The 11,190-nt window shown below is 53.6% G+C and carries 12 protein-coding genes; 4 read left to right on the top strand and 8 right to left on the bottom strand.

The features are described 5' to 3' along the window. Positions 1-69: 69 nt before the first annotated feature. On the top strand, positions 70-636 hold the full coding sequence (locus HH216_RS02340) for a Uma2 family endonuclease (RefSeq protein ID WP_169549328.1): 567 nt from the start codon (positions 70-72) through the stop codon (positions 634-636). 219 nt (positions 637-855) lie between these two features. Here HH216_RS02340 and HH216_RS02335 read toward each other — a convergent pair whose 3' ends face one another. Next, a complete protein-coding gene (locus HH216_RS02335; RefSeq protein ID WP_169549327.1) occupies positions 856-1,725 on the bottom strand; it encodes an SDR family oxidoreductase in 870 nt (289 codons plus the stop codon). Between the two features lie 172 nt (positions 1,726-1,897). Between HH216_RS02335 and HH216_RS02330 the strand changes: the two genes are divergently transcribed. Then, a complete protein-coding gene (locus HH216_RS02330) occupies positions 1,898-3,496 on the top strand; it encodes a serine hydrolase domain-containing protein (RefSeq protein WP_169549326.1) in 1,599 nt (532 codons plus the stop codon). 4 nt (positions 3,497-3,500) lie between these two features. On the opposite strand, the gene HH216_RS25480 is transcribed toward HH216_RS02330, so the two are convergent. The 3 genes from HH216_RS25480 to HH216_RS02320 form a co-directional block, all read right to left on the bottom strand. After that, on the bottom strand, positions 3,501-3,929 hold the full coding sequence (locus HH216_RS25480) for a hypothetical protein (RefSeq protein ID WP_174842694.1): 429 nt from the start codon (positions 3,927-3,929) through the stop codon (positions 3,501-3,503). Positions 3,930-4,026: 97 nt separating this feature from the next. Continuing rightward, positions 4,027-4,161 carry a hypothetical protein gene (locus tag HH216_RS26850; protein WP_408641760.1) on the bottom strand — a complete coding sequence of 45 codons (135 nt, stop codon included), beginning with the start codon at positions 4,159-4,161 and terminating at the stop codon, positions 4,027-4,029. Then, positions 4,149-4,424, bottom strand: a complete 276-nt coding sequence (locus HH216_RS02320; RefSeq protein WP_408641759.1) for a c-type cytochrome — start codon at positions 4,422-4,424, stop codon at positions 4,149-4,151. Before HH216_RS02320 ends, HH216_RS26850 begins: the two co-directional genes overlap by 13 nt. 293 nt (positions 4,425-4,717) lie before the next feature. On the opposite strand from HH216_RS02320, the gene HH216_RS02315 reads away from it, so the two are divergent. Then, positions 4,718-5,458, top strand: a complete 741-nt coding sequence (locus tag HH216_RS02315) for a class I SAM-dependent methyltransferase (RefSeq protein WP_169549325.1) — start codon at positions 4,718-4,720, stop codon at positions 5,456-5,458. A gap of 67 nt (positions 5,459-5,525) precedes the next feature. On the opposite strand, the gene HH216_RS02310 is transcribed toward HH216_RS02315, so the two are convergent. The 4 genes from HH216_RS02310 to HH216_RS02295 form a co-directional block, all read right to left on the bottom strand. Beyond that, the gene (locus HH216_RS02310; protein ID WP_169549324.1) at positions 5,526-6,389 is read right to left on the bottom strand and encodes an SDR family oxidoreductase; all 864 of its coding nucleotides are present in this window, start codon (positions 6,387-6,389) and stop codon (positions 5,526-5,528) included. Positions 6,390-6,401: 12 nt separating this feature from the next. Further along, on the bottom strand, positions 6,402-7,256 hold the full coding sequence (locus HH216_RS02305; RefSeq protein ID WP_169549323.1) for an SDR family oxidoreductase: 855 nt from the start codon (positions 7,254-7,256) through the stop codon (positions 6,402-6,404). A 153-nt stretch (positions 7,257-7,409) separates the two neighbouring features. After that, positions 7,410-8,903 carry a Fe-S cluster assembly protein SufB gene (sufB, locus tag HH216_RS02300; RefSeq protein ID WP_169549322.1) on the bottom strand — a complete coding sequence of 498 codons (1,494 nt, stop codon included), beginning with the start codon at positions 8,901-8,903 and terminating at the stop codon, positions 7,410-7,412. 725 nt (positions 8,904-9,628) lie between these two features. Next, on the bottom strand, positions 9,629-10,333 hold the full coding sequence (locus tag HH216_RS02295) for a hypothetical protein (RefSeq protein ID WP_169549321.1): 705 nt from the start codon (positions 10,331-10,333) through the stop codon (positions 9,629-9,631). 257 nt (positions 10,334-10,590) lie between these two features. Here HH216_RS02295 and HH216_RS02290 point away from each other — a divergent pair, with 257 nt between their 5' ends. Then, positions 10,591-11,190, top strand: coding sequence for a hypothetical protein (locus HH216_RS02290; protein WP_254448654.1), 600 nt, complete (start codon positions 10,591-10,593; stop codon positions 11,188-11,190).

Here is an 11,190-nt window from a genome sequence, read left to right as displayed (position 1 = left end):
ACGGATATGGCAACGACAGCAGCAACGACCCGCCGATTAACTCAGTCAGTGTCAATCTAGGCGAAAAAGATGCTGGAGTCTCTCATCTATGAGACGATTGATGGAAAGCCCTTTTATCGGAAAGGGTATCGGGACGTTGTTGCCGAAAAAAAAACGTTGGAAGAGATCAAGGGCACCAGCACACTTCAGTCTGTTATTAGCTATTACCTGATAAAGATGATTTCTATGTTCACCAGTGAAGACCGGTATTTTGTGCTGGTCAACAAGCCGGGCGTGCATATCGATCACCGGAGTAATTTGGTAAACGACGTGGCTATCTACGATCAGGCCGTGTTACCGCCGTCAAGTATTTCAAAAAAGTACGCTGATGTGCCACCCCGCATTGCTATCGAAGTCGATATCAACATCGATGCGGCCGATACCAGTGAAACGAGCTATATCTACCGCAAAACCCGCAAACTTCTCGACTTCGGTGTTGAAAAAGTGATCTGGGTGCTGACCGACGCACGCGTCGTCATCGTGGCCACGAATGACCTTATCGAAACGATTGACTGGTCGCGGAACATTGAACTCATGGACGGTCAGCAGTTCAACGTCGGTGCTTATCTACAGAAGCGCGGCATAACGGTTGAGTAATTTTGAGCCGCCGGGCGGCCCCGTGTGATTTTTGTGATTTCGCTGATTCTTCAAATCACAGTTCATCAGCGTGATCATAAAAATTACAGTTCAGATAATCTTGAACTGTGATTTTTATGATTTATTGATTGCCCTGATTTCTCTTTTCAGAATCATAGTCCATCAACGTAATCACAAAAATCACAGTTCAAGACAATCACAGTTCAGAACAATCAGCGGTTACGCGTTGCCGCCGTTGACGTCGAGGAGGCTGCCGGTGATGTAGCTACCATCCTGCGAGGCCAGCAGTACATAAGCCGGTGCCAGTTCATCGGGTTGGCCGGGGCGTTGCAGGATCGTTTTGGAAGCCGCCTGCTTGACACCATCGGGGCCCATACCCGCACCCGGCAGGAACGGCGTATAGATCGGTCCGGGCAGTACAGCATTCACCCGGATTTTTTGTTCCCCTAACTGCGTAGCCAGCGACATCGTGAACGCGTGAATGGCTCCCTTCGTCGACGCGTAATCGACCAGTTTTGGCTCACCCTGCTTACCAACGATGCTACCTGTGTTGATGATCGTGTCGCCTTCGGTCAGGTGCGGTACAACGGCCTGCACCATGAAGAAATACCCAAGGATGTTGGTGTCGAACGTCCGGCGGAGCTGCTCTTCGGTGATGTCGGTGATCTTCTCGACAATGTGCTGATAAGCTGCGTTGTTGACCAGAATATTTACTTTACCAAACTGGCTGATCGTTTGATCAACAATTTCCTGACATTTCGCTTTGCTGCGTACGTCCGATGGAATGTTGAGACAGGTCACACCATATTGCTCAACCATCCGCTTGGTTTCGGCAGCGTCTTCCTCTTCTTCGGCCAGATAAACGTTGGTGACGTTGGCGCCTTCTTTCGCGAAGGCTACGGCTACCGCCCGACCGATACCACTGTCTGCACCCGTAACGATTGCCACTTTACCGGCTAGTTTTCCGGCGGCATTATAACCCGACAGATCGCTCTGTGGCTCGGGGGTCATCTTGGCCTGAATGGCCGGAAAATCCTGTACTGCGGTTTTGAGTTCGTCGGCTGTAGGCCGTTCTTCTACTTGTGCCATTGGTTGCAAAAATTGACGTTGAGTTTTGACGCTCGTCGTGAGTGTCGTTGAGTAATCCTTGTGTCAAGACCTTTTGTTATCAGCCGTATCAGGTTTTTGGGTACAAAATCGAATAACTGGTTTAGTGGGACATAAATCGGTTAGAAACCACCGGGCTTCCCCTTTGTCATGTATGTTCACGACCCGCAGACAGTTTCTCCTTCAGCTTGGCATCGGCGCAGCCGGTTTTACGCTAACGAATACCGCCAGCGCCTTTCCAACGGCGCTCGTACCGACCCGTACGGCGGGGTTGCCCCGTAGCCTGCCCGAAGCGCAGGGCGTAACCTCGCAGGGGCTGATCGACTTTGTGAATGCCGTTGAAAAAGCAAACCTGAACCTGCACAGTCTTATGGTTGTGCGGCACGGACAGGTTGTGGCCGAAGGCTGGTGGTCTCCCTACGCGGCACCGCTGAAACATACGCTGTATTCGCTCAGCAAAAGCTTCACGTCGACGGCGGTCGGTATGGCTGTTGCGGAAAAAAAACTGTCGCTTGATGATAAGGTCGTGTCGTTTTTTCCAGGTAAAGTACCCGTAGCCATTAGCCCGAATCTGGCGGCTATGTGCGTGCGCGACCTGCTGACGATGAGCACTGGACACGATAAAGATACGACGCCACAGATGCTGACGTCGGCCGACAAGGATTGGGCAAAGGCGTTTCTGGCGCAGCCGGTCGATCACAAGTCCGGCACGCACTTCGTCTATAACAGCGGAGCAACGTACATGCTGTCGGATATCGTTCAACTCAAAACGGGGCAGCCCGTACTCGACTATCTGAAACCGCGCCTGTTCGATCCGCTAGGTATCAGCGGGGCCGATTGGGAAACCGACCCGACCGGTGTGGATACGGGCGGCTGGGGCCTGCGCGTTCATACGGAAGACATTGCCAAGTTTGGGCAACTGTATTTGCAGAAAGGCAAGTGGCAGGGCAAACAACTCCTGTCGGAGTCCTGGGTTGCTGACGCAACCTCATCACACGCGCAGTCGACGGGTGGCAAAGGCGGTGCTGATGTAAACGACTGGATACAGGGCTACGGCTACCAGTTCTGGCGGTGCCGACACAACGCCTACCGGGGCGACGGCGCGTTCGGTCAGTTCTGCATCGTGATGCCAGAGCAGGACACGGTTGTGGCGATCACGTCAGAAACGGGCGATATGCAGGGGATTCTGAATCAGGTCTGGAGCCACATTCTCCCCGCCGTACAGGGCAAAGAGCTAAGCAAAACACCGAAAGCCACCCAGCAGCAGTTGAAGCAGCAACTGGCGGGTTTGTCGTTTATGCCGCCAACGGGGCAGGCGTCGCCCCGACAGGCGGAGGTTAGTGGTAAAAAATACGACGTCGCCAGCAACAGTATGGGCATCAAGTCGGTGTCGCTGGCATTCCGGCCCAACGAAGCGCGCTTCACGATGGTCGATGAAAAAGGGGAGCGTGATGTGCTGTGCGGCCTGAGCGAGTGGCGACTAGGACAAACGACGCTGTCGCTGATTCCGCTTAAGCTGGTGCCGACCAGCGTACCCGGCGAAACGATAACGCCAATTGCCGCTACCGGTACCTGGGCCGATGCCAACACCTTTTCGATGATCTGGCGCTTCATCGAAACGGCCCACTACGAAACCGTGACGTGCCGGTTTAGTGACGACGGCGTACAGGTTGACTTCAAGAAGAGCTTGGCTATTATTAATCCATCGACGAAAGATGACCGGCCGGTGCTGGAAGGAAAGCGCGTAGCGTAGTCAATCAGGAAGGCCGGTTGCCCATCATCTGGATAATAACTTGCTGAAGCTGGCTTAACTGCTGGATAATCTGCTGCTGCCCCTGCTCAAGACTGCTTTGTCCTTGTTTGAGGTCGCCGGTATCCTGTTGAAGCTGATCTAACTGCTGATTTACGCCCTCGAACCGCTGATCAATGCCGTCAAACCGTTGGTCCATAGCATCAAGACGTTGGTCAATGCCGTCAAATCGCTGATCAACATTGTCGAATCGTCTGGCAGTAATTTGTGTCAGATCAGCCAATCCTTTCGCTGTGAGCGCAATGGAGCGCTCTTGAGCGGGTATTTTTGATACTTCGACCGCGATACGGCCCGTTGTTTCAACCAGACGGTCTACTTTCTGAGCAGTGTCTGCTATCACAGGTTCAATCTGGTCGAGTCGCTTTTCCGGTGTCATTAAGTGAATATAATAGATAGATGTACTATATCGTGCTATAAAACACCGAAGCCTTTCCCTGCGGAAAGGCTTCGGTGTTAACAAAGAGACTGATTGACTACGCTTTTTTCGTGGTCTTCTTGGTCGTGGTCGTTTTCTTGGTCGACGATTTTTTGGCGTCACCGTCCAGCGAGTTGATCCAGACGGCCAGTTTCATGGCGTCTTCCTTCGGTACCTGCTTCATCGCAGCCATCGGGGGTAACCCGGCCAGTGAGCAGGAACTGGATTATAGATCAGGTTGACGATTTCTTCGTTCGAATAGTTCTTCTTCGCAACGTCGGCGTAGGCTGGACCAACCAGACGTTGGTTTGGCCGGTGACAGGCAATACAGGTGTACTTAGTCATCAGCGCGTTCATGTCGGCTGGAATGTCGCCAGCAGGGGCTTGGGCGTTAGCGTCGACAGAAGCCGTTGCCAGCGCTGCGGAGGCAAAAAGAAGTCCGAGCAGTTTTTTCATGTGAATCGGGTAAACGAAAAGTAAGAGTAATGGCTGGTTGTGGCGAACCAACCCCCACAAAAATAGACGGTTCCGCCCTATAAGCCAATGCCGTCACGCCATTTTACAAGTAAAACGATTGTTGGACAAAAGTTTCTGGCAAACGTTTAATTCTTTGTTAAAAAAAGTGATAAATGAAGTCGCGGCATGAACAGGAAGCTATAATTTGCCCCGCTGGAATCGCCATCCATCGAAGCCGTTTATCCCTCTAAACAGGTTTATCCACCATATTCCTGCCTTGGCAATATTCTTTTATGAAACCAATTGATCGCTTTTCCGGCCACGCTGGCCTGTACGCGCAGTACCGCATCGACTACCCCGATGAGTTGTATACGTTTATCCTGGGCGACATGCCCGACCGCCAAATCGCCTGGGATTGCGCCACGGGAAACGGACAGGTGGCCAACGCGCTGGCTGACTGGTTTGCGCAGGTTGAAGCGACTGACATCAGCGAAACGCAGCTCGTAATGGCGGTACAGCGGCCTAACATCCATTACCAGATCAGTCGGGCGGAACAGACACCATTTGCCGATCATACGTTCGACCTGGTCACGGTTGGGCAGGCGATTCACTGGTTCGACGTGCCTGCGTTTCACCGGGAGGTTCTGCGGGTTGCAAAACCGGGTGCTGTGCTGGCCGAATGGGGCTACGGCCTTGTCGAGCTAAGTGACGAACTCAACCCGCCTATGCTCGATTTTTATCGCAACCGCATCGGCCCGTACTGGGATCCCCAGCGCAGCCATATCGACAATCGCTACGCCGATCTGGCGTTTCCGTTTGCCGACGTTCGTACCGCTACGTTTATGGTTAACCACAACTGGACGCTAGAACGGTTTCTGAACTACCTGCGAACATGGTCGGCAGTGCGGCAATACATATTCGAGAACGAAGAAGACCCCGTCACGGCTTTCGGCGAGCGCATTCAGTCACTGTGGGGCGACGGCGAACAGACCGTCTGCTTCCCTGTCTTCTGCCGGGCGGGTAAACTAGTTTAAGGTTTGTAGTTCAAGGTTTAATGTTGACTTCTGAAAACTTTAAACCTTGAACCACAAACCTTAAACCTCATGAATTGACCACCGAGCCGCCGTTTACGTGGATGACCTGACCGGTGATGTACGAACCGCTGTCGGATGCCAGCAGGACGTAGGCCGGGGCCAGTTCGGCAGGTTGACCGGGGCGTTCCATCGGGGTGTCGTGCCCGAACTTGGCAACCTTTTCGGGCGTCAGCGACGACGCAATCAGGGGGGTATAAATCGGGCCCGGTGCCACGCCGTTGACCCGAATACCTTTCTCCACCAGATTCTGCGACAGCGACCGGGTGAACGCCGTAACCGCTCCTTTGGTAGACGAATAATCAACCAGCGTTTCGCTACCCCGATACGACGTTACCGATGTGGTATTGATGATGTTGTCGCCCGCTTTCATGTGGGGCAGGGCGGCTTTCGTCACCCGGAAAATACCGATGATGTTGATCTCGAAGGTGTCGATCAATTGCTCATCGGTGATGTCGGTGAAGTCTTCCTGCGGGACATGGTTAGCCGCGTTATTCACCAGTACGTTGATGGCCCCGAACTCGGCAGCCACCTGATCAACGGCTGATTTAATGTAGTCCGTATCGCGCAGGTTGCCGGGAAACAGCAGTGCTTGCTGTCCTTCAGCTTCGATCAGTTCCTTCGTTTTCTGGGCGTCTTCTTCCTCACGAGGATGGTAGAAAATAGCGACGTCTGCTCCTTCGCGGGCAAAATGTATGGCTACCGCCCGGCCAATACCACTGTCGCCACCCGTAATCAGCGCTTTCTTACCCGCCAGTTTACCCGCACCCCGGTAGTTGTCGCGGATGTAGATGGGCTGGGGCGTCATTTCAGATTCAAGACCCGGCTGACCGTCCTGATGCTGCGCCGGGATATCAATTTCCATTTCTTCCATGATCGTTGAGGGTTAGGCGTTGACGATAGTGCCGCCGTTGGGGTGAATCATTTGTCCGGTTACGTAGGTCGCGTCTTCCGAGGCCAGGTAGACGTAAATCGGCGCTACTTCGCTGGGCTGACCGGGTCGCTTCATCGGCACATCCTGACCAAATTCGGCGACTTCTTCGGCACTGACCGACGCCGGGTTGAGCGGAGTCCAGATTGGGCCGGGTGCGACACCGTTGACCCGAATTTTCTTCGACGCCAGATTGCTCGACAGCGCGCGGGTAAACGTCATGATCGCCCCTTTCGTCGACGAATAGTCGAGTAGGTCGGCCCGTCCCTGATAGGCCGTCACGGATGTGGTGTTGATGATGCAGTCGCCTTCGTGGAAGTGGGGGACTGCCGCCCGCGCTACTCGGAACATGGCGTAAATGTTTGTCTCGAAGGTTTCGATCAACTCCTCGTCAGAAATGTCTTCGAGGTTTTTATTCTGGTATTGCACACTGGCGTTGTTGACCAGAATATTCAGCGTACCAAACCGGCTGACGGTATCAGCAACGATTTTTTCGCAGAAGGTCGGCTGGCGCAGATTACCCGCCAACAGCAGGCAATGCTGCCCTTCGGCTTCGACCAGTTCTTTGGTTCGCTGCGCGTCTTCTTCCTCGCGCTCGGTGTAGGCAATGGTGACGTTGGCCCCTTCGCGGGCAAAGTGTACGGCAACAGCCCGACCGATACCGCTGTCGCCCCCGGTGATCAGCGCAATTTTCCCTTTGAGCTTCTCCGACCCGACGTAGTTGTCTTTGATGACTTCCGGTTGTGGGGTCAGTTCCGCTTCGATACCCGGCTGCACGTCCTGGTGCTGCGGAGGAATCTGTATGTTCATAACGTTGTCGTTGGTTTGTCTGGATAAGCCCAAAACCGACGCGGTTGTTACGAAAATCTACTGAAATAGTGGGGTTTCGATTGGAGCTATCACTAACAAAAAAAGCTCCCACGTTTCCGCAGGAGCTTTTGCTATGTGTAGTCGGTGTGTTGCTTACCCGACGCTGCCTTCGAGACTGATCGCCAGCAGCTTCTGGGCTTCAACGGCGAATTCCATCGGCAGTTGGTTCAGTACTTCCTTAGCGTATCCGTTGATAATCAGAGCAACGGCCTGCTCGGTTGGGATACCCCGCTGATTGCAGTAGAACAGCTGGTCTTCACCGATTTTCGAGGTCGTGGCTTCGTGCTCCACCGTTGCCGATGGGTTGCTGACTTCCAGATACGGGAACGTGTGCGCTCCGCACTTATCGCCCAGCAGCAGCGAATCGCACTGCGAGTAGTTCCGGGCGTTTTCGGCGCGCTTCAGCACCTGTACCAGACCACGGTACGAGTTTTGGCTCTTACCCGCCGAAATACCTTTCGATACGATCCGGCTCTTCGTGTTCTTGCCGATGTGGACCATCTTGGTACCCGTATCGGCCTGCTGCATATTGTTGGTAACGGCTACCGAATAAAACTCACCGATGGAGTTGTCGCCCTTCAGAATAACCGAAGGGTATTTCCAGGTGATCGCCGAGCCGGTTTCAACCTGCGTCCACGAAATTTTGGCGTTCGGACCGTCGCAGATACCGCGCTTGGTCACGAAGTTGTAAATACCACCTTTGCCTTCTTTGTCGCCGGGGTACCAGTTCTGCACCGTCGAGTATTTGATCTCGGCGTCGGCGTGGGCGAACAGTTCGACAACGGCCGCGTGTAGCTGATTCTCGTCGCGCATGGGGGCCGTACAGCCTTCCAGATAGCTGACGTACGAACCTTCGTCGGCGATAATCAGCGTCCGCTCAAACTGACCGGTACCGGCCGCGTTGATGCGGAAGTACGTCGATAGTTCCATCGGACAGCGCACGCCTTTCGGAATGTAGCAGAACGAACCGTCGGTGAAAACGGCCGCGTTGAGGGCTGCGTAGTAATTGTCTTTCGCCGGAATTACCGAGCCGAGGTAGCTCTTCACCAGTTCGGGGTGCTCGTGTACGGCTTCGCTCATCGAGCAGAAGATAATGCCCCGCTCGGCCAGATCTTTCTTGAACGTCGTGGCAACCGAAACCGAGTCCATAACGGCATCGACCGCGACCTGTGGCCGTTCACCCATCGACTTGTCGCCGATAGTCTCATCGACTACGCCCGCCAGCCGCTTCTGTTCGCTGAGGGAAATGCCTAGTTTGTTGAATGTGTCGAGCAGTTCGGGATCGATCTCGTCGAGCGAGCCCACCGTTTTCTTCTGCTTGGGAGCCGAATAATACTTAATCGCCTGGTAGTCAACCTTGGGGTATTGTAGGTTGGGCCACTTCGGTTCGGTCATGGTCTGCCAGAGCGCAAACGCCTGCAACCGCTTTTCGAGCAGCCACTCCGGTTCGTTTTTCTTGGCAGAAATAAAGCGTATGATATCTTCATCCAGACCGACCGGGGCTTCGTCGGCCTCGATCAGGGTCTCGAATCCGTATTTGTATTCGGCGTTAGTGATGCTTTCTAAGATGTCAGCGTCCTTACTCATCGTCGGTCGGTTAAGCGTACGGGTTTATATCCGTAGCGATACAAATTTAACAACCAGCCGGTTGGGTACGTTCCGGCCATAGTGGACAAATATCGGAAACTTTCCGTTATTACGGGCTTCAACAGCCCTTCTCGCACCATGCCTGCTCCGCCCCGTCGTCGTATCAATATCGAGTTACTGTTGGGCATTTCAGCGACGTTTTTAAGCCTTGCTGCGCTGATCGTTTCTATTGTTCAAACCAGAATAGCCCGCGAACAGCAGCACGCATCGGTATGGCCGTATTTGCAAATACTAGCTAGTAACTTTTAACTTTGACAGTGAATTACACTACGGATTAGAAAATAAGGGCGTGGGTCCAGCTATAATTCGTGATTTTGAGATTACATACCGGGGAAAGAATTACAAAAACATCCGCCCCTTGTTCTATGATGTAATCGGTAAGGATACGGCGGGTGGCAAGGGATTTGGTACTATATCGAAAGGATCGGTGTTTAAATCAGGTGATGATATTGATATACTGTTCGTTACGAAAGATGATTCGGTCATAAATCAGGTCAACACTATGTTGAATGACTCCTCCTTTCACATCCGAATTCGCTATGCGGACGTGTATGGCAATTGCTGGTTACTCGATCAGGAAAAAGTGACAGAACTAGGTTCGTGTCCTGAATAAATCAAAAGGGGGCTGCACGGTGCAGCCCCCTTTTGATAGCGTGTTGTTTGCATTATAAGGCCGTGACTCTGATGCGGCTGTAGTACAGCGTCGTTAGTCCTTCGTGGCCGGAATCGGTGCCGACGATCAGCCAGAGTTGGCCGTTGCTGTCGCTGCGGACGGTGAGAGGGGCGTCGGCGTTGTTGCGGTTGATGAGCGTGTACTGTTCGACGTCTTCGCCCGCGCCGATGTTGCCCAGCACAAGTACGTCTTTGCCACCCTGGGCCTGATTCCCTTTATCGACGTTGATTTCGTAAAAGTCATTGATGAGCTGCCGTTTCGGTTCGGTGGCCGATGCACCCGCCTTCACGTAAACGCTGCTACCGGGTGATCCGCCGATACCGAACGAGTTGGTCGCGTAGGGCGACGCCAGTTCAATGCCGAATACCAGCTTATAGTCGTGGTTGGGTTGCAGACCGGTGAGCGAACGGGTCAGGTACATAAAGAGGTCATCGCTGCGGTTCATACCCGACAGCATGATCGACCGGCGGGTAGAATCGAGTGGTTTGGGCAATACCGTCCAGTCGGAGCGGAGTTGCATGTCGCCATTGGCCGTGCTGTAGTCGGCGAAATCGGCTTTCCAGCCGTCGGTGCCCGCCGAGAAGTTTGATTCGTAGAGAACGCCCGTCAGTGGTAGGGTAGGGGCGACGTCGGGGTCACAGGCGGCAGCACCAAGCAGAACAAAGAAGAGAAGGCTTACACGTTGAGTAAATGACATTGTCAAAAAGGATTGATACTGCTCTAACGACCCCGCTTCCGTCAAGACCGTTGCAACGGGAGCCGTTAAGCGGTAGCTCCACAGACGACAGATCATATATTTATCCGGTTGATACTGAGTGCAATTGTGCGTAGGTTGCGGCAGGTATTTGGTTGACAATCAGTCGTGTGCTTCTGTCGAAATTACCGTTGGCTCAAGGCATGTTTGCTGGTTGTTCATTTTTTCGACCAATCCGATAGAGTCTTCCTCTTTTACATATGCGTTTTTCTATCCACACCCCGTTTTGCCGTGGCAGTCTGTACCGTAATCTGGTGCTGACTGTCATGGTACTAAGCGGGTTCACTACCCTGTCTGCGCAGGACCGGCCGACAGGGGCCGTGCTTGACGTTGGAATACGCGCCCAGAAGTCGATTGGACTCTACACCGAAAACGGAATTACGGCGCAGTTCGCCCACTCAAAACTTGCCAATCAGCGGCTGTACGTGGGCCTGACGTACGTGACGTCGCGGCTGGGTACGGCCCTGAACTCCAACGCTATCAAACAGGATAATTACCTGGCATCGGCAACGTATCTGTTCCGGCCCAACTGGCTTGTTCAACCACTGATACGACTCAACGCTGGGTACTTCCGCGCCGACTACGGCAGTGAGCTGTTCCGCGATTTGCCGCAAACCTCGTTGCTGGCGTCGCCTGAACTGGGACTATGCGTTTGCCCCCGCTTTCCGCTCAAACTCAACGCGTCGGTTGGATACAACCTGCTGACGGGCGATGGCGTTACCGGCCCCGGTACGCTCTACCCCGTTTTCGTGCAGACCAGCCTGACCTGGAATGTATTTCACCGCTCATCGGCCCGCTGA

This window comes from Spirosoma rhododendri, assembly GCF_012849055.1.
GTDB lineage: Bacteria > Bacteroidota > Bacteroidia > Cytophagales > Spirosomataceae > Spirosoma > Spirosoma rhododendri.
This window is presented reverse-complemented; position numbering and strand designations above follow the sequence as displayed.

Coding starts and splice junctions, on each gene's coding strand:
- HH216_RS02340 (WP_169549328.1), top strand. CDS start 70: ATGCTGGAGTCTCTCATCTATGAGACGATTGATGGAAAGCCCTTTTAT.
- HH216_RS02335 (WP_169549327.1), bottom strand. CDS start 1,725: ATGGCACAAGTAGAAGAACGGCCTACAGCCGACGAACTCAAAACCGCA.
- HH216_RS02330 (WP_169549326.1), top strand. CDS start 1,898: ATGTTCACGACCCGCAGACAGTTTCTCCTTCAGCTTGGCATCGGCGCA.
- HH216_RS25480 (WP_174842694.1), bottom strand. CDS start 3,929: ATGACACCGGAAAAGCGACTCGACCAGATTGAACCTGTGATAGCAGAC.
- HH216_RS26850 (WP_408641760.1), bottom strand. CDS start 4,161: ATGGCTGCGATGAAGCAGGTACCGAAGGAAGACGCCATGAAACTGGCC.
- HH216_RS02320 (WP_408641759.1), bottom strand. CDS start 4,424: ATGAAAAAACTGCTCGGACTTCTTTTTGCCTCCGCAGCGCTGGCAACG.
- HH216_RS02315 (WP_169549325.1), top strand. CDS start 4,718: ATGAAACCAATTGATCGCTTTTCCGGCCACGCTGGCCTGTACGCGCAG.
- HH216_RS02310 (WP_169549324.1), bottom strand. CDS start 6,389: ATGGAAGAAATGGAAATTGATATCCCGGCGCAGCATCAGGACGGTCAG.
- HH216_RS02305 (WP_169549323.1), bottom strand. CDS start 7,256: ATGAACATACAGATTCCTCCGCAGCACCAGGACGTGCAGCCGGGTATC.
- sufB (WP_169549322.1), bottom strand. CDS start 8,903: ATGAGTAAGGACGCTGACATCTTAGAAAGCATCACTAACGCCGAATAC.
- HH216_RS02295 (WP_169549321.1), bottom strand. CDS start 10,333: ATGTCATTTACTCAACGTGTAAGCCTTCTCTTCTTTGTTCTGCTTGGT.
- HH216_RS02290 (WP_254448654.1), top strand. CDS start 10,591: ATGCGTTTTTCTATCCACACCCCGTTTTGCCGTGGCAGTCTGTACCGT.